Below are 22,245 nucleotides of genomic sequence, written 5' to 3'. Positions count from 1 at the left end.
GGGCGCTCAGCTGCGGTTGCGCCGAACCTCTTTGAACGGCACACCGCGATCGGCCGCATATTCGCGCGGAAATCCCAAGACGCGTTCGCCGATCACATTGCGGGCCACCTCGGTGGTGCCGCCGCCCAGTGAGGCGGTCTGCCGCGACAGGAAACGCTCGCCGAAGCGGATCAAGCCGTCGCCGCAATCCACCACGCCGCCACTTGCGGCGATCGCCATCGCGGTGTCGATCTCGAGCTGATGCGTCTCGGCGTGGGTGATCCGGATGATCGAGCCGGCCGCCGGCGGCAGGGAGCCGTCGTTCACGGCGTGATAGATGTGGTCGATCAGCTGCTCCTGCACGGCGCGGTGAACCAGTGCGCGGCCCGCTATCTCCTGCAGTCGCTCATTGTCGGTTTGTCCCAACGCTTCCAGGAGTGCCGCGAAGTCCACCGGTACGTCCGTCGTGCCCTCCGCGCCGATCCCGCTTGCGAATTCGGACCCGCCTCCGACAGCCCTGCGCTCATGGTACAGCTGCCGCGATGCGACGCTCCAGCCGTTGTTCACTTCGCCGACGACCGCGTCGTCCCCGACTTCCAGTCCGTCGAAGAACTCTTCGCAGAACTCCTGTGAGCCGTTGACCTGCTTGATGCGGCGCAATGTGATTCCGGGACTCTTGATGGGCACCAAGAACATCGTTAGGCCCTCGTGCTTGGGCACGTCCCAGTCCGTGCGCGCCAGCAGCAGTCCGTAGTCTGCGGCGAACGCACTGGTGCTCCATGTCTTGGCGCCGTTGATAACCCACTTGTCGCCCACACGGTCAGCCCGGGTGATCACGCCGGCGAGATCGGAGCCGCCGCTGGGTTCGGACAACAGCTGTACCAGCACTTCCTCGCCACGGATCGCAGCCGAAATGTGCTGACGCTTCTGCTCTTCGCTGCCGGTGTCGAGAATCGTGGCACAGCAGATTGTGAACGTGGGCGTGTTGAGGATGATCGGCATTTCGTAGGAGCGGGTTTCCGCGTCGAATGCCTTCTGGTACTCGATCGGCAAACCGAGTCCGCCGTATTGCCGCGGGAAGCAAATGCCCGCGAATCCACCTTCGTACAGCCGCTTCTGAAGTTCTCGCGCCCGCAGCCATGGCACTTCTTCGCCGCGTTCGACGCCGGGCGGCTTGTCGGGATCGATCCGCGGCATGTTTTCCGCCAGCCACGCCCGCGCCCGGGCGGCGAATTCGTCTACCGTCTCCCTGACCGGTGGCGGTGCCGATGCCGTCTCGGTCATGCCGACTCCAATTGTCGCGTCAGCGCGTACACACGCAGATTGTGATCCTCCGGGGTGCCGAACATCGAGCGGTACAAGGTGACGCGCCGCAAAAACAGGTGCAGATCATGCTCCCAGGTCACGCCGATGCCGCCGTGCAGCTGGACGCAGTCCTGCACCATCGCCGGTGCCCGTTCACCCACATACGATTTCGCGACACTGACCGCCATCTCGGCCCCCGCCGACCGCCGCGACACCTCGCGGACAGCCGCACGCGTGGCGGCACGGCAGGCCTCCAGCCCGATCTTCAGATCGGCGAAACGATGCTTGAGCGCCTGGTAGGACGCCAGTGGGCGGCCGAACGAATACCGGTCGAATGCCCACTGAATAGTGAAGCCGACCACGGTGTCAAGGATGCCGACCACCTCCGCGCACTGCAGTACCTGCGCGATCTGGGCCTGCCGCTCGATGAGCGCAGCGGTCTGCGCCGGTGTGCCGACCGCCGCCGATTCGTCAACCTGCACGCCGTCGAATTCGACTCGGGCATAACGCTTCACCAGGTCAACGGAGCGCTGCGGCTCGACTCGCACACCCGGCGCATCGGCGGGAACCAGGAACTGGCGGACGGCTCCGTCGCACAACGCGACGACGAGAAACAGCGAACTCTCCGCGCCTGCCTCGACGCGATCCTTGACGCCATCGATACGGAATCCCGACGACGTCGGGGTGGCCGTCACCGTCGCCTGCAGCGGCGCCCACGGTCTGCCCGGTTCGTACACCGCCCACGACGCAAGTGCCTCCCCGGACATCAGCGCCTCGATCGTCGTTGCGTGACGGGCGTTTTCGCTCGCCTCGACGAGGCCGGCCAGTACTGTGCTCACCGGATGCAACGGCCCTGGTGCGACGGTCTTACCGATCAGCTCCGCGACGACGGCCAGGTCCTCGACACCGTTTCCGGACACGCTTCCCCCGCCCAGCTCCTCGGGCACCAGCAGGCTCGCCCAGCCCAATTCCGCTGCGCGCCGCCACCATTCGGGCTCGAATGAAGCGCCGGCAGTGTGCAGCTCGCGAACTCGGCTAAGAGATGCCTCCTTCTCCAGGAAAGACTGGGCCGTCGATGCGAAGAGCAGCAGCTCCGGGTTGGCGACATCGCTCATGCGGGAATGACCAGCGGCGGCACGTCCGGGTTGTGGACGATCTCGTTGGGCACTTTGAACAGCTCGATCATGTTGCCGCCCATGACTTTCCGCTGACCCTCTTCATCGAGGCCGGCCAGATCGTCGATGAGTTTGGTCGGCTCGGCGAGGCCTTCGGGATGCGGCCAGTCGGAACCGAAGATCACCCGATCGACGCCGATGAGGTCGGCCATCTGCTTGAAGTCGTCCTCCCAGAACGGCGCCACATACACACAGCGCTTGAACGCCTCGATCGGGTTCTCCGGGAACTCCTGCGGCATCTTCTTGTAGGTGCCGTCGAACTGCTTGAACAGGTACGGCACCCAGTCCGCGCCGTTCTCGATCGACAGCACGCGCAGATCGGGATTGCGGGTCAGTGCACCGTGGCAGACCAGCGCCGCCATCGAGTCCTCGATCGGCCGCTTACCCATCGACACCATCCGGAACGCGGTCGGTTTGAACGGCAGGTACTCGTCGGCGGGCTCCCAGTCGTTGAGGTACTCGGCGTAACCGGAGTCCGACGCGTGCATGGACACCGGAATGCCTGCCTTCACGCACGCGTCCCAGAACGGGTCGAATTCGGGAAGCCCGAACGACCGAGTGCCCTTGAGGCCGGGCACCGGGGCAGGCCGCACCAGCACCGTCTTGGCGCCACGCTCCAGACACCACTCGAGTTCCTCGAGTGCGCGGTCCATGATGCCGAGGTTGATGACCGGCGTAGAGAAGATCCGGTCTTGGTAGTTGAACTGCCACGTCTCGTACATCCATACGTTGAGCGCGTGGATGACGTCGGCGATGAGCTCGGGATCGTCCTTCATCCGCTCCTCGACCAGGCTCGCCAGGGTCGGGAACATCAGCGAGTAGTCGAGTCCCAGTGAATCCATGACCTCCAGCCGGGCCGCGGGTTCACGGAACGCCGGGATCGCCTTCATCGGCTTGCCCATCACCTCGCGGAAGCTCTTGCCGCCGCTGCCGTGGCGGAAGTACTCCTCTTGGGCGCCCGGGCGGGCGACGACCTCGAAGGTCGGGTTCGGAATGTAGTCGCTGACCTGGTTACGCACCATGATCTTGGTGCGGCCCCGCACCTCGATGTAGTCAATGACGTTCTTGCGATGGTCGGGCAAGAACTTGGTCAGCGCCTCTTTCGGTTCGTAGAAGTGGTTGTCGGCGTCGAACACCGGGAAGGGAAGCTGCCGGGCTGCCATGACCGTCTCCTGAAAATCTCGTTAGTCGAAAGTGGTAATGACATTACCACGCATGGACCAGCCAGTCAGCTGCGGTCCGCGCCGCGGCCGATGCCGTGCACGCAGAACTCGAAGATGTGGTCGGAGTCGATCGGGACGCCGTTGAGTTCCGCGCCGAGCACCCGCAGTCGCATCGCGCCCAACACGGTCTGCATGATCAGCGCGGCCGTCGTCTCCACGTCGAGCTCAGCGCGGATGCTGCCTTCGGCGATGCCTCGGCGCAGGATGTCCTGGATCAACTGGTGCAGCGGCAGCAGCACGCGCGCGTATTCGCCCGGGCGGGTCTCGGCCAGATGGTCGTTGTAGAAGGTCAGGCCCCGGTTGATGCTGTCCTGGGTGTGCGACGCGGCGGGCGCGCAGATCCGGTCGACGAGCAGACGCAGCGCGGCAATGCTTTCCAGGTTCGCCGTCTCCTCGCGCCACCTGCCGGTGGACTCGGCCATGATCTTGTCGATCAGCGCCAGCAGTAGCTCGTCCTTGGACGAGAAGTGCTGATAGAACGACCGCAGTGAGGTCTTCGACCGCTCCACGACCTCGAGCACGGTGAAATCCGTGCGCCCGGTTTCGCCCAGAATGGCCAACGCGGACTTCATGAACCGGCTCGCGCGCGACTCGGTATCAGGTGTCGCGGACCGACCGGCTCCGGTCTCCGTCGGTTGACCGGTCGGCTTCGCCATCGGCTCACCCTTCACGTCAGCACTACAGGTATGAGAATGACGTTACCGCTTCGTCCACGCTCTAGGTACTGTGTTGCTCCGGTGCGCAATGGGTCGACGAGTGAGGAAGACATGACGACGGATTCAGGGCAGACGCAATGGTCGGTCACCGGCCTGCTCGAGTTGTTCGACGTGCAGCCGAGCGGCGAGAATCGCTTCACCGCCCCGACGGGCATCGCCGGTGACGACCAACGCCAGGTGGTCGAAGGGTCCCAGGTGCTGTCGCAGTCGATTGTTGCTGTGGCAAAACGCTTTTCGGACAAGTCGGTGCGCTCGGTGCACGGGGTTTTCAGTCGTGCCGTGCTGGTCGGTACTCCGGTCGAGTTGATCGTCGACGTTGTGCACGAGGGCCGGTCCACCGCCACCGCTGTCGTGTCGGCGCAGCAGAATGGCAAGCGCTGCATGACGTTCACGGTGTTCGCCGACGTGCCGTCGGACGACGTGATCCGCCACCATCTGCCGCGGCCCCAGGTCGCGGCGCCGACCGAGGCGAACCACTCCGAGATGCCGATGATCGGACGGCAGCTGCGCCTCGTCGACGTGGTCGACGTCAACAGTCCCGACGAAGTGGGGCCGCCCGAGTTGTACGCGTGGCTGCACTACGACCCGATTCCCGCCCGCGATGATCTGGCCAAGGCGTTGATCGCGTATTTCACCGGCCACCTTGGTATTTCGACCACGATGCGGGCGCATGAGGGCATCGGGACCAGCCAGGCTCACCTCACGGTGTCGACGGCGCCGATGACGATCACCGTCAGCTTCCACGAGCCGGTGCGCTGGGACGGATGGCTGCTCTACAGCCACGAGAGCACACAGGTGGGCGCGGGCATGTCCTATGTGAGGGGCACCGTGCACACCGAGGAGGGGGAGCTGATTGCGTCGTTCACGCAGGACGCGATGATCCGTCCGCTGCGCACCACCGACACCGCGATCAAAGAGCAAGCGCGCCTCTAGCCCGCGGTGATTTCGGCGCGCTTTCCGACGCTGAGTATCGTTCAGCGCGCCGAAATCGCGCGCAGTTCGCGCTTGAGCACCTTGCCGTAGCTGTTCTTCGGCAGCTCGTCGACGAACACGTAGCGCTTGGGCCGCTTGAACCGGGCGATGCGCTCGAGCAGGTGGGCGTCCAGTTCCGCCGGGTCGACATCGCCCACCACGAACGCCACCACCACCTCACCCCACTCCTCGTCAGGTGCACCCACCACGGCTGCCTCGGCGACACCGGGATGCGCCACCAGCACCTCCTCGACCTCGCGCGGGTAGATGTTGCTGCCACCGCTGATCACCACGTCTTTGGAGCGGTCGCGCAGCGTCAGATAACCCCGGGCATCGAACGAACCCATGTCGCCGGTGCGTAGCCAACCGTTCTGCAGCGTGGCGGCGGTGGCGGCCGGGTTGTTCCAATAGCCCGACATCACGACGTCTCCGCGGCAGACGATTTCGCCGATCTCGCCGATGTCAGCCGGCGTGCCGTCGTCTCGGAGGACCGCGACTTGGACACCGGACCGGGGATATCCGACCGACCCCAGGACGGCGTCGTCAGCATTCAGGTGGTCGGCTCGGCGCAGGCCGGTGATCGTCATCGGCGCTTCACCCTGCCCATACAGCTGGGTGAAGATCGGTCCGAACGCCGACATCGCCTTCTTCAGGCTGTCGACATACATGGGGCCGCCGCCGTAGACCACCGTCCGCAGATTGCGTGGGCGGGGTCGTCCTGTCTGCACCAGACGGTGCACCATCGTCGGCGCGAGGAACGCGCTGCAGCCGGGATGGTGCTCGCACAGATCGAGGAACTCGTCGGGGTCGAATGCACCCGATTGCGGAATCACCTGGCGCGCCGCGCGTAACACGTACGGAGGGATGTAGAGCCCGGAGCCGTGCGACATCGGCGCGCCGTGCACCAAGCTGCAGTTCTCGTCGGGTGAATCGAAATCCGCGAGATGGGCAACCGTCATCGCCATCAGGTTGCGGTGGGACAGCATCGCGCCTTTGGACCGGCCGGTGGTTCCGCTGGTGTAGAACAGCCACGCCAGCGCCGACGGATCCGTCACCGGCGGCGCAGCATGGTCTGCAGACAGCCACCGCGAATACCCCTCGCTACCAACGACTTCGACCGGAACGGCACTGACGGACGACAATTCGGCGGCAATCTTCGCCGACGCGAACACCTGCACGGCACCGGCATCTTCGAGAATCTGCACCATCTCGCGCGGATGAAGCTTGTAGTTGACCGGAACCACCACACATTCGGCCGCCCAGATACCGAACATCAGCTCGACGATCTCCGGACGGTTCTCGCTGGCGATCGCCACGCGTGCCCCCGGACCCGCCACCGCGGCGATCGACGCGGCCAGGCGCAATGCGCGGTCGCGCAACTCGCTCCAGGTGCTCAGGCAGTGATCACCGTGGTAGACCGCGCCCCGGTCGCCGAACCGTGACGCCGCCTGGTCCAGCAGCGCAAAGAGATTCACCGTTGCGTCCACTCCGAGTTCAGCGCAAAGTCCGACAGGTACTTCGTGGAACTCCAGCCGCCGTCGACGACGATTGTCTGCCCGTTGATGAAACTGCCACCCTCCGAACACAAGAACGCCACGGTGCTCGCAATGTCGTCCACGCGGCCGAGCCGCGGATACGGCGTCATCTCGACATTGATCTTGCGGAACCGCTCGTCCTGCAGCCGGTGCGCCACCATCGGCGTCAGCGTCACCCCCGGTGCCACGGCGTTGCAGCGGATGCCTTGCGGGCCGTACTGGCATGCGATGTGCAAGGTCAGTGCCGTCAGCCCGCCCTTGGCCGCCGAATAGGCGCCACCGCGAAGCCCGCCCACCACCGCGAACGTCGACGTCACGTTGACGATCGCCGACCCGGATTGCATGTGCGGCAACACATCTCGCGCCAGCCGGAACGGTGCGCGAAGCATCACGTCCAGGAAGGAGTCGAGTGTCGCGTCGTCGGTCTCGTGCAGTGGCTTGGGACTGCCGAGGCCTGCGTTGTTGACCAAGAAGTCGATGCGCCCCCACCGTTCGACGGCGTCTTCGACAATCCGGCGCGGCGCGTCGTCGCCGGTGACGTCGACGGCCAGCGTCGCGACACGTCCGGGGCCGTCGATTGCGTTCTCCAAGTCAGCAAGCCTGCTCTGGTCACGACCGACACCGAGCACCGCCATCCCCATTTCGGCCAGCTTGACCGCGCAACCGAATCCGATCCCGCTGCTTGCCCCGGTGACGATCGCTACCTGCACAGCCGGCCCCTTCTGCTCTTTGCGCAAGCGCTCATCGCGATGTCTCGATGAGCGCCGCCCGGATCTGGTGCTTGAGCACCTTTCCCGCGTCGTTCTTCGGCAGTGATTCCCACATCACCACTTGCTCGGGCGCTTTGAACCGAGCCACCCCATGATCGGCCAAAAAGCTGCCCAATTCCGCGACGCCGGGCATGACGGCGCCTCCCGCCGGCACCACCACCGCGCAGGCTCGCTCGCCGGTGCGCTCGTCGGGCAGCCCGACCACCGCCACCTCGGCGATGCCCGGATAGCGGGCCAAGATGTCCTCGACTTCTTTCGGGGAGATGTTCTCTCCATTGCGGATGATGATGTCCTTCGCCCGCCCCGTCACCACCAGGTAGTCGCCGTCGACCCAGCAGCCCAGATCGCCGGTGCGGAAATATCCCTCGGCGTCGAACGCGTCGGCGTTGTCTTCTGGATGCAGATAACCGACCAGCATCTGCGGGCCGCGGACACAGATTTCCCCGCAGCCGGCGGGGGCAGCGTCGTGGTCGACCAGCTTGACGTCGGCGATGCCGGGGCGCCCGTCGGTGTCCGCCGCATGGTCGATGTCGCCGGGCTCTGGCGAGCCGACCGTCGTCACCGGCACCTCCGTCGAACCGTAGACACGGGTGACCACAGCCCGGTCGAAATACGAAGCGGCCCTTCGAATCAACTCAGGCGAGACAGCTGCGCCGCCACAGATGAACACCTTGAGATCTGGAAGTCGGGTGCGTGCGCGGCCGGCCGCGGCGAGCAAGCGATCCAAAAACGGAGTGGCTCCCGCCATGTGCGTGCAGCGCTCCCGCTGCATCAGCGTCACCGCGACATCCGGATTCCATCGATCCATCAGCACCGCGGTGGTGCCCAGCAGCAGCGGGCATTCGAATGCATAGATCGACCCGCCGATGTGAGCGATCGGGGACGGCACCAGGAACCGGTCTCCCGGGCTCACCATCCAATAGTCCCGTATTTGGCAGATCAGCGCATGGATCGAGTTATGGCTGTGCAGAACCCCTTTCGGGCGCCCGGTGGTTCCGGACGTGTAGAGGATCATCTGCACCGCATCGGGATCCAGAGCCGGCAGCTGCGCGTCGGCGCCGCGCAACAGCGACGGGTACGGTGTGTGTCCCGACGGCTCCCCGCGCACCACGACGACCTCCGGCGCGGACGGCAGGTGCGCGCTGACCCGAGTCAGCATCGCCGCGTAGTCGTAACCGCCGAAGTGCGCTGGGATGAAGACCATCCGGCTCTGGGAATCCGTGAGGATGAACCGCAGCTCATGGTCGCGCAGCGACGGCAAAATCGGATTTACGACCATCCCGGCCACGGTCGCCGCGAGGTAGACCACCGCCGCCTCGTGCCAGTTCGGCAGTATGAACGAGACCACACTCGCCGGTGGTAAGCGCGTCAGCATGGTCTGTGCCAACGCGCTGGCCTGACGTTCCAGGCTCGCACAGTCGATGCGAATGTCATTGTCGATCAGGGCAATCCGGCGCGGCGTGATGCAAGCGGCCTCGCGCAGTGAGTCGGCGAGCGTGGTGCGCACCGCCCCACCTCGGGCGTGGATGTCGGCCGCGGCCACGCCGGGCTAGCCCTTCACCCGGCGCATGGTCATCGAGTGCCGGAACCGTGACGCCGGGTGGGTATTGATGGTCACCTGAGCCACCTCGCCGTCGGAGGTGGTATAGGTGCGGCGCATCTCCAGTGCCGCGCTGCCCGTGCTGACCTTCAGGCCTTCGGCAAGCTCGGGGGAGATCACCACCGCCGAGATCTGTTGATGCACTTCGACGACGCTCACTCCGAAAAGATCTTCGATCAGCGGAAAGATCGGGCCGGTGTGGCGTTGCAGCAGCCGGCCCACCGCCGCGAACGCGCGGTTGATGAAGTACTCGGTGCGGCAGATCGGTGCAGAGGCGCCGTCGCCTTGCCGGTAGCCGGCCACGGCCAGCCACTCGGTGCCGGCTGCGAGTCCGGTGCGGGCAGCCAGTTCGTCGTCGACGGTCACCGGTGCGTTCGACTCGATGGTGAACTGGGTGCCGGCCGCGAACGCGATCAAGTCGTCTATCGACATCACGTCTTGCGCATAGGAATTCGACGCCGGGCGGGGCACCACCAAGGTGCCTGCTCGCGGCCGCGAGGCCACGAGGTTGTCTTCGCGCAGCCGCCGCAGCGCCTCCCGAACGGTGTAGCGGCTGACTGCGAATCGCTCGCACAGCTCGTGTTCGGTGGGCAGCTGCGAACCCACCGGGTAAACGCCGTCGACGATCTCCTTCCGCAGGGTGCGCGCCACCTGGAGGTAGCGGTGCTCGGTCGGCGACAGCGTCATCTTTCGGCCCGGCGCAACGCCAGCACGCTGCCGTCCCCGTCGGCAGAAACGAAAAGTGTGCCGTCATGTCCGACGGCGATTCCCGCGAACGGACCCTGGGGTCCGGAGAACGGCGGCAAGCCCTTGAGTGGCTTGGGCACCACACCGGGCGGCGGGCCGATCGGCAACCCGGCCGCTATCGTCTGGCGAAATGGCGCCGCGAGGTCGAATTCTTCGACGGTCTTGGCGCCGGCGTCGACGACGTAGAGCCGCTGTCCGGCCACGAGAATGCCTTGGGGAGTGTGTAATTCGTCGACGACGGTCTCTACGCCCGAACCGCTCAACCGCACGACGCGCCCGGCGCCCGACTCGGCGACCAGCACGCCGCCGTCAGGGGCGATCGCCACGCCCACAGGGTCGTGCAGGCCCGACGCGAGCACGTCGACATTGCCCGCGTCGACCGACAACACGCGTCCGGTCCCCAACTCGGCGACCACGATGCCGCCCGGTCCGATGGCCACGCCGTACAGCTGGTCGAATCCGTCTGCCAGAACGTCGGTTTCGCTCATCGCCGGCCGGTAGCGCGATACCTGGCCACCTGACGTCGTCACGACGAACTCACCGGCGCCCACAGCTGCCACGCCCCGCACGAAGCCGGGATAACCCGGCGAGAACAACATGCCGACGGTCTGCAGGCTTGCGTCGGAGCCGACGACGTAGAAGTAGGTGCCGTCGGCCACGTACAGTCGGCCGTCGTCAGCGACCGCGAGGTCCAGCGGCCAGTTGAAGCCGCCCGGCAGCAGCGTGCGCGCTTCGCCACCCGGGAGAACCTCGGTGATCTCGCCGCCGATGTTGGACACCAGCAGCCGGCCGTCCACGAAGGTGCAGTTGTCCAGCCCGGGATCGAGCTGGGCGAGCAGCGACTTTTCACCCGTGCGCGGGTCGATGCGCAGCACCTGGCCGCTGGCCACTTGGGTGGACACGATGTAGCCCTCGGAGTCGAACTTCACCGAGTCGGGGACGCCAAGGTCTGCGGTGACCCGTTGTGGCGCACCACCGTCCGGGTCGATACGCCAGATCTCATTCGCGCCCATCACGGGGAAGTACAGCAGGCCGTCGGGCCCCACCTCCATGGCGTTGAGCAGCGGCATGTTCTCGACCAGCACACGCGGCTGGCCGCCGTCCAGATCGAGCTCGAGCAGCCGCCCGCCCTCACGGCATTCTCCGATGAACAGCCGGTCCCGGTACACGGTGATGCCGTTGGCCGACGGCAAGTCGTCGCGGAGGACCTTGGCGCGGCCGCGCGTGTCCAGCATGCTCACCCGGCCGTCCATCACCTCGGTGGCGTACAGATTCCCGCGCGAATCGAACGCGACGTCGTCGGGGGCGATGATGTCGCCACCCGTCGCGGTCACCGTATCCAGCGCTCCGGTCTCGAGGTCCAGCGCGCTGATCTGGCTTCCCGTCACCTGGGCGACGTAGACCCGGCCGTCGCGGCCGGTGCGCAGGCCGTTGGCACCGAACAGCCGGCTCGGCCCGGTCACCCGCTCCAGTCGCCAGCCCGGCGCCACATCCGGCGTCACGGCGACGGGGTAGCGGTTGCCATTCAGCGACATGGCATCTGACGCTATCAATTGCTTCTAGTCCAGACAATAGGCGCAGTAAGCATGTCAGACGACCTTGACGCCATCGTTGCCGCTGCGGAATAGTGTTCTGCAATATGCAGAGCACGATATGTTGTCCGGACAAATTGGTCGATGGCTGAGCTGCTGAGCCTCGCCGGCCGCATCGTGGTGGTGGCCGGCGCCGGCGGCGGTGGCATCGGGACGACCATCACGCGGATGGCCGCCCAGGCAGGCGCGACCGTGATCGCGGTGAGTCGGTCGAAAGACAATCTCGACGAGCACGTCGTCCCGCTGGCGCGTCAAGGACTCGCGGTGCTCCCGGTGTGCGCCGACGTGTCGACCGACGACGGCATCAACGCAGTACTCGAGCATGCATGCCGGGCCGAGGGCATTCTTTACGGACTGGTGAATGTGGCCGGCGGCGCTGCGCCGCAGACATGGATGCCGTCGACCAGGGTCACTCGCGAGGACTGGCGGCAACTGTTCACCGCCAACCTCGAGACTGCGTTCTTCATGAGTCGAGCCGTGGCCGCCGAATTGCGGGCGAATCGGCTTGGCGGATCCATCGTGTCGCTCTCGTCGATCAGCGGCATGAACACCGCGCCGTTTCACATCGCGTACGGAACAGCCAAGGCGGCGGTCGCGGCGATGACGCGCACCATGGCGGTCGAACTCGCCCTGGACGGCATCCGGGTCAACGCCGTGGCGCCCGGGGTGACCGAGACGGCGGCGTCACGCACCTATGTCGACGACGATCCGGAACGGGACCGTCGCGCGATCGCGATGGGTCGGCGTGGCCGGCCGGAGGAGCAGGCCGGCGTCATCTTGTTCTTACTGTCGGATTTGTCGAGCTACATCACGGGGCAGACCTTTCTCGTCGACGGCGGTCTGAGCCTGCGCTGGAGCCACCTCGGCGCCGACAACACCTCGCTCTTCTTGAAGGACGAGTCGTTCCGCAGCGCAATCAGTCGACCCTGAAAGGAGGCTGTGATGGCAGAACCCAATGGTCAAGCGGCAGAAGAACTGTCAGAGCCGATGACCATCGGCGTGGAGGCTTACATCTCAGAGGACTATGCCCGGGCCGAACGTGACAAGCTCTGGCGCAAGGTCTGGCTGCAAGTCGGCCGTGTCGAAGAACTTCCCGACGTGGGCAGCTATCTGACCTACGACATCCTCGACGATTCGATCATCGTCGTGCGAGTCGGGCCCGACGAATTCGCGGCACACCACAACGTCTGCATGCACCGGGGCCGGCGGCTAATCGACACTCCTGACGGCGCCAAGAATGCGGTCGGCCGCACCCGCAAGTCCTTTGTCTGCGGGTTCCACGGCTGGACTTACGGGCTCGACGGTGCCTGCACGTACATCCGCGAGCGCGACGACTGGAAAGGCGCGCTCACACCGCAGAACACGCACCTTGCAACGGTCCGGGTAGACACGTGGGGCGGATGGCTGTGGATCAACATGGATCCCGAGTGCGAGCCGCTGATGGATTACCTGTTCCCGGCCGCGAAGATCCTCGACCCGTTCGGCTTGGAGAACATGCGCTACAAGTGGCGCAAGTGGTTGTACTTCGACTGCAACTGGAAGGTCGCACTGGAGGCCTTCAACGAGACCTACCACGTCTACACCACCCATCCGGAATTCAACAGGTTCGGCGAATTCAAGGGCTGGGCCAAAGCGCAAGGCAAGCACAGCAACATCGGCTACGACGCGCCTGAGGATCTCGAGGAGACCAAGTCCAAGATCCGGTTGGGCACCGGTAAGGATCCGCGGGTGTCGACCGCCGAAATGCAGGTCTACACAATGGAAGAGACCAACGCCACCACCACGCAGACGCTGGTGAACGCCGCGCTGCGGCTGGTCGACGAGCTTCCGGAGGGCACCCCGGCCGACAAGGTGCTGGCGCATTGGCTGGATTCTGCCCGCCGCGACGACGAGGCCCGGGGGGTGTTCTGGCCGACGATCCCGCCGGATGTGCTGGGCCAGAGCGGGACAGCCTGGCAGATCTTCCCGAACTTCCAGATCGGCCAGGGCCTGACCAGTGCGCTGTGCTACAGCGCCCGACCGCATCCCAGCTACGACCCCAACAAGTGCATCTTCGAAGTGTCGGTGTTCGAGCTGTACCCCAAAGGGCAAGAGCCGCAGACGGAATGGGAGTACACCCCGGTGGGCGATCCGCGCTGGCGCTCGGTGCTGCCGCAGGACTTCTCGAACATGGCTGCGGTGCAACAAGGGATGAAATCCCTTGGCTTCCCGGGCACCATGCCCAATCCGTATCGCGAACGCAGCACCGTGAATCTGCACTATCAGCTGTCCAAATACATGGGGACCGGCGCACCACGCGAACTCGCTCAGGAGCCGCTTGCGTGGAAAGCGGACGGCGAAGGAGAAGCTCACACATGACAATGTTCGACACCTGCGGGCCCACCGAGACGCCCGACGACATCGACATCGAGGCGCTGCGGCAGAAATACCTTTACGAGCGCGACAAGCGGTTACGGCCGGAAGGCAGCAAGCAATACCTGGAGCTGAAGGGCGAGTTCGCCGACTTCTACGAAGTCGACCCGTACACGCCGGTGACGCCCCGCGACCCGATCAACGCGGACATCGAGGTCGCGGTGCTCGGCGGCGGGATCGCCGGCTTGCTCGCGGGCGCTTACCTGAAGAAGGCCGGCGTGGACGATGTGCACATCATCGAGATGGGCGGCGACTTCGGCGGTGTCTGGTATTGGAACCGCTTCCCCGGTATCCAATGCGACAACGACGCGTATTGCTACATCCCGATGCTCGAGGAGCTCGGCTTCATGCCGTCGAAGAAGTTCGCGGACGGCGCAGAGATCTTCCAGCACTGCCGCAACATCGGCAAACACTTCGGACTGTACGACGGAGCGATCTTCTCGACGCAGGTCTGCCAGATGCGTTGGCATGACTCGGCGAACCGCTGGCGGCTGAGTACCAACCGCGGTGACGACATCCGGGCACGCTTTGTCGTCATGACGCAGGGATCGTTCAACCGTCCGAAGCTGCCCGGCGTTCCCGGCATCACGGATTTCGAGGGGCACCAGTTCCACTCGGCTCGTTGGGATTACGAATACACCGGCGGCGACGCCAACGGCGGACTGCACAAACTGAACGACAAGCGGGTCGCGCTGGTCGGCACCGGGGCCACCGGTGTGCAGCTGGTTCCGCATCTGGGCCGGGATGCTCAGCACCTCTACGTGTTTCAGCGCACGCCGTCATCGGTGGACGTGCGAGCCAACACGCCGACCGATCCGCAGTGGGCGGCCTCCCTGCAACCGGGCTGGCAGGAGGAACGCAAGCGCAACTTCCACCGCTGGTCCCCGTTGGGCGAGGGCGCGGTGTTCGACGAGCCGGATCTGGTCTGCGACTTCTGGACTGAGTTGGGGCGCAACCTGACCGCGCGCATCGCTGCTTTCGAGGACCCCACGTCGCTGACGGTCGAGCAGATCATGGCCATCCGGGAGGAAGAGGACTACAAGGTCATGGAGCGCCTGCGGCGCCACGTCGAGGACGTCGTCGACGACCCGGTGACCGCCGAGGCGCTCAAGCCGTACTACCGCTTCATGTGTAAGCGGCCGTGCAGCAGCGACGAGTATCTGGCCACCTTCAACCGACCGAACGTGACGCTGGTCGACGTCTCGGATTGCAAAGGGGTCGAACGGGTGACCCAGAAAGGGCTCGTGGCCAACGGGATCGAGTACGAGGTCGACTGCATCATCTGGGCCAGCGGCTTCGAGATCACCACCGAGATCAGCCGGCGCTACGCCATTGACGCGATCGAGGGCCGCAACGGCCTGTCATTGTTCGACCACTGGCGCGACGGCTACAAGTCGCTGCACGGGATGACGAGTGTGGGCTTCCCGAATCAGTTCTTCACCGGTTTCATCCAGGGTGGCGTGTCAGGCAACACCACCGCGATGTTCGAGCAGCAGGCCGAGCACATCGCCTACATCATCTCCGAAGCAATTGCCCGCGGCGTGACAACGGTCGAGCCCAGCCAGGAGGCTCAGGACGATTGGGTCACGACGATTCGTGAACTCACGGTGGACATGTCGGAGTTTGCGGTGTCCTGTACGCCCGGCTACTACAACAACGAAGGAGGCGGCGGCGGAGAAGGCATCCGGTCTGCCATCGGTGAGCCGTATTCGCCCGGCTTCTATGCTTTCGGCGACCTGCTGAAGGCCTGGCGCGACATGGGCGATCTCGACGGCCTGGTTCTCGGAAACTAGATGCCAGAACACAGATTCGACGATCGCGTCGCCGTCGTCACCGGCGCCGGCCGGGGGCTGGGCCGGGCGTACGCGCTGCTGCTGGCCGCGCGCGGCGCGAAGGTGGTGGTCAACGACCCCGGAGTCAGCTTGTCCGGCAACGGGATCGACGACGGACCCGCCGCCGGGGTGGTATCCGAAATCGAAGCGGCCGGCGGTCGAGCCGTTGCAAGCACCGATTCGGTCGCCTCACCGGAGGGCGGTAAGGCGATCATCCAGACCGCCCTCGACCACTTCGGCCGCATCGACGTCGTGATCCACAATGCGGGCATCGTCCGGCGCGCCTCGCTGTGCGAAATGACGTACGAAGATTTCGACGCGGTCGTCGACGTCCACCTCAAAGGCGCGTTTCATGTTGTGCGGCCGGCGTTTCCGGTGATGTGCGGGTCCGGTTACGGGCGCATCGTGCTCACGTCGTCGATCGGTGGCCTGTACGGGAACCACGCGGTGGCCAACTACGCCGTAGCCAAGGCCGGGCTGATCGGATTGTCGAACGTCGCGGCGCTGGAGGGAGCACCGCACGGCGTGACGTCGAATGTGATTGTTCCGGCAGCGGTGACGAGAATGGCCGAGGGCATCGACACGTCGGCCTATCCGCCGATGGGCCCGGACCTGGTGGCGCCGGTCGTGGGCTGGTTGGCACACGAAACATGCTCGCTCACCGGCGAAATGCTCGTCGCGCTCGCCGGCCGAGTGGCCCGAGCGATGATCGTCGAGACGCCGGGGGTATACCGGCCGTCGTGGACGGTGGAAGACGTCGCCGAATACATCGACGTCATCCGCGACGCAACCGACCCGGTGATTTTTCCCGTCGTGCCCGACGGCCATGGCGACCACGTCCGTTACAGCTTCGCGATGGCCGGCCGGCAGGAAGCCCACCATGGCTAGTCCCGGGTCGACGGGCCCGCTGGCCGGGGTGCGCGTCATCGACCTCACCGCGATGGTGATGGGCCCGTACTGCACGCAGATCATGGCCGACATGGGCGCCGACGTGATCAAAGTCGAACCGCCAGAAGGGGACAACACCCGCTACATCTCGGTGGGGCCCGCTCCGGCCATGAGCGGGGTGTTCGTCAACGTCAACCGCGGCAAGCGCAGCGTAGTGCTGGACCTGCGCACCGACGACGGAAAACGCGCGTTGCGCAAGCTGATCGAGACCGCCGACGTGTTCATCCACTCGATGCGCGCCAAGGCCATCGCCAAGCTCGGTTTCAGCTATCCAGACGTCGCCGCGATCAATCCGGCCGTCGTCTACACCAACTGCTATGGCTACGGCCGCCGCGGTCCGGACCGTGACCGTCCCGCCTACGACGACACCATCCAGGCCGAATGCGGGCTGCCGGCCGTACAACAGCAGCTGACCGGAGAAGCGAACTACGTCGGAACGATCATGGCGGACAAGGTTGCTGGGCTCACCGCGCTCTACGCGACGATGATGGCGCTTTTTCACCGCGAGCGCACCGGCGAGGGCCAGGAGGTCGAGGTCGCGATGTTCGAAACCATGGCCTCGTTCATCCTCGTCGAGCATGCCAACGGCGCGATGTTCGACCCGCCGCTGGGGCCTGCCGTCTATCCACGCACCGTGGCGCCCAACCGCAAGCCGTACCGCACCAGCGACGGCTACATCGCCGCGCTGATCTACAACGACAAGCACTGGAACGCGTTCGTGGACGCGGTGAAGCCGCCGTGGGCCGGCGACCTGTACGCCACGCTCGAGCGGCGCGCACGCCAGATCGACACGGTGTACGCGCTGGTGGCCGAGACCATGACGCAACGGACCACCGACGAATGGCTTGCGCTGTTCGCCGAACTGGAAATCCCGGCCGCGCCTATCCACACGCCGGACTCCTTGTTCGACCATCCGCACTTGAACGCGGTCGGCTTGTTCGAGACGGTGCAGACATCGCAGGGCCCCGTGCGGTTTCCCGGTGTGCCGACGTGGTTTTCCCGCACCCCGGGCCGGGTGGCCGGCCCCGCTCCCGAGTTGGGTGCCGACACCGCCGAGGTTCTCGACGAACTCGGTATCGGGGCCGACGCCGAACCTGTGTTGGGGTCAGGGTAGGAGCGGCCGTGGACTTCGAGATGGGACCGCAAGCCACACAACTTCGCGCGGAGCTGCGCGAGCTCGTCAAAACCCATGTGCCGTCGGATTTTCTGGGCGCATTCACCGACGATCCAGCAGATCTCGAAGTGGCGCAGCGGTTCTGCCGGCTGCTCGCCGAGCGGGGCTTGCTGTGCCTGTCTTGGCCGGAAGAGTTCGGCGGCGGCGGCGCGTCGGTGTGGGAGCAGACTGTGGTGCGCGAGGAGATGTGGGCGCATCACGAACCGCGCGGCGCCCAGTACATGGGTGTGAACTGGGTCGGCCCGGCGATCATGCGGCACGGCACACCCGAGCAGCAGGCCAAGCATCTGCCGCCGATCGCGCGCGGCGAAGTGATTTGGTGCCAAGGCTTTTCCGAACCGGAGGCCGGTTCCGACCTCGCGTCGCTGCGCACCGCGGCACGCCGCGACGGTGACGGCTGGCGGGTCAGCGGCCAGAAGATCTGGACGTCCTACGCCACGATGGCGCAGTGGTGCTTTCTGCTCGCCCGGACGTCCCGAGGTGAAAAGAAGCAGCAGGGCCTCACCATCTTCCTGGTGCCGATGGACGATCCCGCGATACAGGTCAGGCCCATCCGCACCATGCTCGGCCCGCACCATCTCAACGAGGTGTTCTTCGACGAGCTGCGGGTGACCGAGGCCGACGTTCTGGGCCAGGTGGGCGGCGGCTGGTCGATCGTGCATGACGTGCTGTCATTCGAGCGGGTCGGTATCGCCCGCTACGCCCGCTGCGAACGGCTGCTGCAGGCAGCGCCCGACGTGCTCGGCGACCGGTGGGAGACTCTGCCCGCTGAACTGCGGGGCCGTTGGGCACGCATGCTGATCCACTGCCGCCGGGCCCGATTGCTGGCCTACCGCGTGGTGTCGCTGCAGAGCGCCGGACAGGTTCAGCCCGTTGACACCGCGGGCTACCGGATCGCTGTCACACGATTGGACCAGGACAGCGCCGAGGTGCTCATGGAGATCATTGCGGCCGTGCCGCGTGACGACGCCGACGCGCGCTATTTCCGCAGCGAAGTCGAGGACCACTGGCGGTATTCGCAAGCCGCCACCGTGGCATCGGGCAGCATCGAGATGCAGCGAATCCTGTTGGCGCGCAGCCTGTTGGCGGCGTCATGATCCTCGATTTGGGCGACGACGCCAAAGAGTACGGCCGGCAAGCACGTCGAGCGTTCGATGCCGCAGGCGGTGACCAGTTGGTGCAACAGGCGGAGGCCAAGCCCGAGACGCGCGAGGCGCTGGTCGCTCCGGTGCTCGCCGAGCTGGGGGCGTGGGAACTCGACCCGCGCAGCGATTTCGACGCATGCGAAGCGGCCGCGGCGCTGTGCCGCAGCGCGGGCTACTGGGCGGTGCCGTATCCGGTCGCAGAACGACTGGCCAAACCGGCAGACCTCGACGTGGACGGGTTGATCGTGGTGGCCGACGACGATCCGGCTGGTGCCGTCGCCGGTCTTGGAAACCGTTGGGCTGTAACCACTTTGACAGGAAATCGCAGTCTGGTGAGTGGCGCACGGCGCAGCGGCCAAGCGTTCGTCGCACAGCTCGAGCTGACATCCATCGATGACGCCAGCCCCGGCGACGTCGTGCTCGCGCTGGTGCTGCCGTGCTGGACGTTGCTGGGAATGCTGGACCGGGCAATGGAACTGACTGTCGCACACGTCAAGATGCGCAAGCAGTTCGGCCAGCCGCTCTCGTCGTTTCAAGGGGTGCAATTCCAGCTGACCGACGCCGAAGTCGAACGCAGCGGGCTCGAGATGCTCGCCAAGTACACACTGTTCAGCACCGGCCGGGGCCATGTCGACGCGCTCGACGACGCGCTTGCGCTGCGCGTTGCCGCAATCGAGGCGGCAGACGTGGTGTTCCGGGTTTGCCACCAGCTGCACGGCGCAGTCGGATTCTGCGACGAGACCACGCTGTCGTGGCTGTCGCGGTACAGCCAGCCGCTGCGCCGACTTCCCTTCGGGCTCTCCGCAACTCGCGACCTGCTGACCGGGCGGCTGGGCCGGCACGGGCTGACGGGCCTGTTCTCGTGAACCCCGGCCTCGACGACTTCCGCGCCGGCGTTCGCGCCTGGTGCCGCGACCACATACCCGCGGACTGGCGGCGCTCCCAGACAGAAGTCAGCGACCACGAATTCGTCAGCTTCCAGAAGTGGTGGTTTCAAGAGCTGCGCAGCGCCGGTTTCGCGGTGCCGCACTGGCCCAGCGAATGGGGCGGCGGGATGCCGGTGGACCAGCAGATCGTCCTGTACCAGGAGCTGGCGGCCCATGACGCCCCGCGGCTGGTGCTCGCGTTCGTCGGCATCCACCACGCCGCAGCCACCCTGCTCGCAGCGGGCACCGACGAGCAGCGGCGCCGGCACCTGCCGGCGATCCTCGACGGCGAGATCTGGGTGCAGGGCTTTTCCGAGCCGGAAGCCGGTTCGGATCTGGCGAGCCTGCGCACGTCCGCGCGCAAGGACGGCGACACCTACGTCGTCAACGGACAGAAACTCTGGGCGAGCGGGGGGATGCACGCCGACTGGTGCCTGCTGCTGGCCCGCACCGACTCCAATGCGCCTAAACGGCATGGCATTTCGTACTTCCTGCTCGACATGTCCACATCCGGCATCGACGTGCGACCCATCCGGCAGGCCACCGGGGAAGCCCATTTCTGCGAGATTTTCCTCAACGACGTCGTGATCCCGGCGACCAACCTGGTGGGCGCCGAGAACGCCGGCTGGCAGGTGGCCCAGGCGACGCTGGGCGCCGAACGCGGGCTCACGATGCTCGAACTGGCCGAGCGTCTCGGCCACGCCGGGTTCCGGTGGCTGGTCGAGGCGTGCAAGAAGGCGGAACTTCTCGACGACGGGCGGGTCGCCGATCGCCTGGCGCACTTCGACACCGAGATCACCGGGCTGCGCGCGCTGTGCCGAGATCTCGTGGAGCGGACCGAGGCAGGTACTGCCGGGCCGGCCGACGCCTCGATGGTCAAGCTGTTCTACAGCGAACTGCTGCAAAGGCTCACCGATTTCGGAGCCGAGGTGGGCGGCCTGGCCGCCCATACGCAGCTGGCCAAACCTTTGTCGAGCGGCTGGGAGTCGGGCAACTGGGTGCTCGACTTCATCGGCTCGTGGGAGTGGACGATTCCCGGCGGGGCGAGCGAGATCCAGCGCACCATCATCGCAGAACGCGGGTTGGGTTTACCGCGGGAACCGGCGGCGATCTGATGCCCCGGGTCCACGACGATGTCCGCGACGAGCTTCGCTCGGTGGCCAGAGAGCTGCTGGCGAAGAACCGCGAACCGGATTCGGCGCTGCTGGCACAGGCCGGCTGGCTGGGGCTCGAGGCGCCCGACGACGCCGGGGGAGCGGGGGCCACCTTTTGCGAGGTGGCGGTCGTGGCCGAAGAACTCGGCCGAGCCGCGGCACGCAGTGGCTATCTCGGCGGTGCCGTGCTGACCGTTGCCACGCTGAAGTCGCTGCAGCCCAGCGGGTTTCGCGATGTTCTGCTCAAAGACGTGGTGTCGGGGGCAATCCGCAGTGCGGTCGTGCTCTCGAGCGATCACGAAAACCTCGTCGGTGAACCGCCGTTCGAGATCACTCGAACCGCAGACGGCCTGACACTTCACGGCCGGTCGCTGTTCGCGCCGGATGCCGCAGACGCCGAGCGGCTTCTGCTGCTCGCTCGCGACCCGGCTGGCGAGCCGGTGATCGTCGACATGCCTGGTGATGCACCCGGTCTCACGATCACCGCACAACCGGTCATCGACGAGACACGACGCCTCGCGACGGTCACCGCGGCGAACGTCGCGGTGGCCGAGTCGACGCTCGCGCGGTTCGACGGTGACGCAGCAGCGCGGGTGCGCAGCTTGCACGAGCGCGCCGCGGTCGCCGTCGCGTGCGACAGCCTCGGCCTCGCCGAAGCGATGCTGGCGGCCACAGTGAATTACGCGGGGGTCCGCCACCAATTCGGCCGCCCGATCGGTTCGTTCCAGGCGGTCAAACACGCGTGCGCGGACATGGCAGTCCACACCACCGTGGCTCGCCGGCTCGTAGAAGCGGCCGCAGGAGCGGTGGCCGAAGAAGCGCCCGACGCGGGCATCGCCGCCTCGATGGCCAAGGCCTACACGTGCGCCGCCGCCGTCGACATCGTCGGTAAGGCAATGCAACTGCACGGCGGTATCGGCTACACGTGGGAGAGCGGAATCCACACTTACCTCAAACGTGCCGTGCTGAACCGGTCATTGTTCGGCTCGCCCGCCGCCCACCGAAAACACCTCGCCCAGCGGTATCAATAACCAGGAGTA

General features: G+C 65.9%; 19 protein-coding genes. 10 read left to right on the top strand and 9 right to left on the bottom strand.

Annotated features, from left to right (window positions below; translation table 11 throughout):
• Positions 1-6: 6 nt before the first annotated feature.
• From AC5Y4C_RS10245 to AC5Y4C_RS10230, 4 genes are all read right to left on the bottom strand, one after another.
• Positions 7-1,263 (bottom strand): acyl-CoA dehydrogenase family protein, encoded by a 1,257-nt coding sequence (locus tag AC5Y4C_RS10245; protein ID WP_499962673.1) that lies wholly within the window; start codon positions 1,261-1,263, stop codon positions 7-9.
• Positions 1,260-2,399 (bottom strand): acyl-CoA dehydrogenase family protein, encoded by a 1,140-nt coding sequence (locus AC5Y4C_RS10240; RefSeq protein WP_499962671.1) that lies wholly within the window; start codon positions 2,397-2,399, stop codon positions 1,260-1,262. Before AC5Y4C_RS10240 ends, AC5Y4C_RS10245 begins: the two co-directional genes overlap by 4 nt.
• On the bottom strand, positions 2,396-3,622 hold the full coding sequence (locus AC5Y4C_RS10235; protein WP_499909219.1) for an amidohydrolase family protein: 1,227 nt from the start codon (positions 3,620-3,622) through the stop codon (positions 2,396-2,398). Before AC5Y4C_RS10235 ends, AC5Y4C_RS10240 begins: the two co-directional genes overlap by 4 nt.
• A 65-nt stretch (positions 3,623-3,687) precedes the next feature.
• Positions 3,688-4,338 (bottom strand): TetR/AcrR family transcriptional regulator, encoded by a 651-nt coding sequence (locus AC5Y4C_RS10230; RefSeq protein WP_499962669.1) that lies wholly within the window; start codon positions 4,336-4,338, stop codon positions 3,688-3,690.
• A gap of 111 nt (positions 4,339-4,449) precedes the next feature.
• On the opposite strand from AC5Y4C_RS10230, the gene AC5Y4C_RS10225 reads away from it, so the two are divergent.
• The gene (locus AC5Y4C_RS10225; protein WP_499962667.1) at positions 4,450-5,331 is read left to right on the top strand and encodes an acyl-CoA thioesterase; all 882 of its coding nucleotides are present in this window, start codon (positions 4,450-4,452) and stop codon (positions 5,329-5,331) included.
• A gap of 41 nt (positions 5,332-5,372) precedes the next feature.
• Here the strand turns inward: AC5Y4C_RS10225 and AC5Y4C_RS10220 are convergent, their stop codons facing one another.
• From AC5Y4C_RS10220 to AC5Y4C_RS10200, 5 genes are read right to left on the bottom strand one after another with little or no spacing between them, the layout of a single operon-like run.
• Positions 5,373-6,845 carry an acyl-CoA synthetase gene (locus AC5Y4C_RS10220; RefSeq protein WP_499962665.1) on the bottom strand — a complete coding sequence of 491 codons (1,473 nt, stop codon included), beginning with the start codon at positions 6,843-6,845 and terminating at the stop codon, positions 5,373-5,375.
• Positions 6,842-7,615, bottom strand: coding sequence for an SDR family NAD(P)-dependent oxidoreductase (locus tag AC5Y4C_RS10215; protein ID WP_499962663.1), 774 nt, complete (start codon positions 7,613-7,615; stop codon positions 6,842-6,844). The genes AC5Y4C_RS10220 and AC5Y4C_RS10215 overlap by 4 nt, the downstream gene beginning before the upstream one ends.
• Positions 7,616-7,646: 31 nt before the next feature.
• On the bottom strand, positions 7,647-9,218 hold the full coding sequence (locus AC5Y4C_RS10210) for an AMP-binding protein (protein ID WP_499962661.1): 1,572 nt from the start codon (positions 9,216-9,218) through the stop codon (positions 7,647-7,649).
• A gap of 6 nt (positions 9,219-9,224) precedes the next feature.
• Positions 9,225-9,962, bottom strand: a complete 738-nt coding sequence (locus AC5Y4C_RS10205; protein WP_499909207.1) for a GntR family transcriptional regulator — start codon at positions 9,960-9,962, stop codon at positions 9,225-9,227.
• Entirely contained in the window at positions 9,959-11,557 is a 1,599-nt protein-coding gene (locus AC5Y4C_RS10200) for an SMP-30/gluconolactonase/LRE family protein (RefSeq protein WP_499962659.1), read from the bottom strand. Before AC5Y4C_RS10200 ends, AC5Y4C_RS10205 begins: the two co-directional genes overlap by 4 nt.
• A gap of 141 nt (positions 11,558-11,698) precedes the next feature.
• Between AC5Y4C_RS10200 and AC5Y4C_RS10195 the strand changes: the two genes are divergently transcribed.
• Genes AC5Y4C_RS10195 through AC5Y4C_RS10155 form a run of 9 tightly spaced genes read left to right on the top strand, consistent with a single transcriptional unit; the run spans position 11,699 to position 22,236 of the window.
• Positions 11,699-12,544, top strand: a complete 846-nt coding sequence (locus tag AC5Y4C_RS10195; RefSeq protein WP_499962656.1) for an SDR family NAD(P)-dependent oxidoreductase — start codon at positions 11,699-11,701, stop codon at positions 12,542-12,544.
• Positions 12,545-12,556: 12 nt separating this feature from the next.
• On the top strand, positions 12,557-13,972 hold the full coding sequence (locus AC5Y4C_RS10190) for an aromatic ring-hydroxylating oxygenase subunit alpha (RefSeq protein ID WP_499962654.1): 1,416 nt from the start codon (positions 12,557-12,559) through the stop codon (positions 13,970-13,972).
• Complete coding sequence (locus AC5Y4C_RS10185) at positions 13,969-15,819, top strand: flavin-containing monooxygenase (RefSeq protein WP_499962652.1); 1,851 nt, start codon at positions 13,969-13,971, stop codon at positions 15,817-15,819. Before AC5Y4C_RS10190 ends, AC5Y4C_RS10185 begins: the two co-directional genes overlap by 4 nt.
• Entirely contained in the window at positions 15,820-16,746 is a 927-nt protein-coding gene (locus AC5Y4C_RS10180; protein ID WP_499962650.1) for an SDR family NAD(P)-dependent oxidoreductase, read from the top strand. It abuts the gene before it with no gap.
• Entirely contained in the window at positions 16,739-17,920 is a 1,182-nt protein-coding gene (locus AC5Y4C_RS10175; protein ID WP_499962648.1) for a CaiB/BaiF CoA transferase family protein, read from the top strand. Before AC5Y4C_RS10180 ends, AC5Y4C_RS10175 begins: the two co-directional genes overlap by 8 nt.
• Before the next feature lie 20 nt (positions 17,921-17,940).
• On the top strand, positions 17,941-19,077 hold the full coding sequence (locus tag AC5Y4C_RS10170; RefSeq protein ID WP_499962735.1) for an acyl-CoA dehydrogenase family protein: 1,137 nt from the start codon (positions 17,941-17,943) through the stop codon (positions 19,075-19,077).
• Positions 19,074-19,991 carry an acyl-CoA dehydrogenase family protein gene (locus AC5Y4C_RS10165; RefSeq protein ID WP_499962646.1) on the top strand — a complete coding sequence of 306 codons (918 nt, stop codon included), beginning with the start codon at positions 19,074-19,076 and terminating at the stop codon, positions 19,989-19,991. Before AC5Y4C_RS10170 ends, AC5Y4C_RS10165 begins: the two co-directional genes overlap by 4 nt.
• The gene (locus tag AC5Y4C_RS10160; RefSeq protein WP_499962644.1) at positions 19,988-21,166 is read left to right on the top strand and encodes an acyl-CoA dehydrogenase family protein; all 1,179 of its coding nucleotides are present in this window, start codon (positions 19,988-19,990) and stop codon (positions 21,164-21,166) included. Before AC5Y4C_RS10165 ends, AC5Y4C_RS10160 begins: the two co-directional genes overlap by 4 nt.
• Positions 21,166-22,236: an acyl-CoA dehydrogenase family protein gene (locus AC5Y4C_RS10155; RefSeq protein ID WP_499962642.1), complete on the top strand. Its 1,071-nt coding sequence runs from the start codon at positions 21,166-21,168 to the stop codon at positions 22,234-22,236. The genes AC5Y4C_RS10160 and AC5Y4C_RS10155 overlap by 1 nt, the downstream gene beginning before the upstream one ends.
• The last annotated feature ends 9 nt before the right edge of the window (positions 22,237-22,245 follow it).

Source organism: Mycobacterium sp. NGS35, from assembly GCF_059812855.1.
Note: the sequence above shows the minus strand (reverse complement) of the source record. Positions and strands in the feature narration are given on the sequence as shown.

Coding starts and splice junctions, on each gene's coding strand:
- AC5Y4C_RS10245 (WP_499962673.1), bottom strand. CDS start 1,263: ATGACCGAGACGGCATCGGCACCGCCACCGGTCAGGGAGACGGTAGAC.
- AC5Y4C_RS10240 (WP_499962671.1), bottom strand. CDS start 2,399: ATGAGCGATGTCGCCAACCCGGAGCTGCTGCTCTTCGCATCGACGGCC.
- AC5Y4C_RS10235 (WP_499909219.1), bottom strand. CDS start 3,622: ATGGCAGCCCGGCAGCTTCCCTTCCCGGTGTTCGACGCCGACAACCAC.
- AC5Y4C_RS10230 (WP_499962669.1), bottom strand. CDS start 4,338: ATGGCGAAGCCGACCGGTCAACCGACGGAGACCGGAGCCGGTCGGTCC.
- AC5Y4C_RS10225 (WP_499962667.1), top strand. CDS start 4,450: ATGACGACGGATTCAGGGCAGACGCAATGGTCGGTCACCGGCCTGCTC.
- AC5Y4C_RS10205 (WP_499909207.1), bottom strand. CDS start 9,962: ATGACGCTGTCGCCGACCGAGCACCGCTACCTCCAGGTGGCGCGCACC.
- AC5Y4C_RS10200 (WP_499962659.1), bottom strand. CDS start 11,557: ATGTCGCTGAATGGCAACCGCTACCCCGTCGCCGTGACGCCGGATGTG.
- AC5Y4C_RS10195 (WP_499962656.1), top strand. CDS start 11,699: ATGGCTGAGCTGCTGAGCCTCGCCGGCCGCATCGTGGTGGTGGCCGGC.
- AC5Y4C_RS10190 (WP_499962654.1), top strand. CDS start 12,557: ATGGCAGAACCCAATGGTCAAGCGGCAGAAGAACTGTCAGAGCCGATG.
- AC5Y4C_RS10185 (WP_499962652.1), top strand. CDS start 13,969: ATGACAATGTTCGACACCTGCGGGCCCACCGAGACGCCCGACGACATC.
- AC5Y4C_RS10180 (WP_499962650.1), top strand. CDS start 15,820: ATGCCAGAACACAGATTCGACGATCGCGTCGCCGTCGTCACCGGCGCC.
- AC5Y4C_RS10175 (WP_499962648.1), top strand. CDS start 16,739: ATGGCTAGTCCCGGGTCGACGGGCCCGCTGGCCGGGGTGCGCGTCATC.
- AC5Y4C_RS10170 (WP_499962735.1), top strand. CDS start 17,941: ATGGGACCGCAAGCCACACAACTTCGCGCGGAGCTGCGCGAGCTCGTC.
- AC5Y4C_RS10165 (WP_499962646.1), top strand. CDS start 19,074: ATGATCCTCGATTTGGGCGACGACGCCAAAGAGTACGGCCGGCAAGCA.
- AC5Y4C_RS10155 (WP_499962642.1), top strand. CDS start 21,166: ATGCCCCGGGTCCACGACGATGTCCGCGACGAGCTTCGCTCGGTGGCC.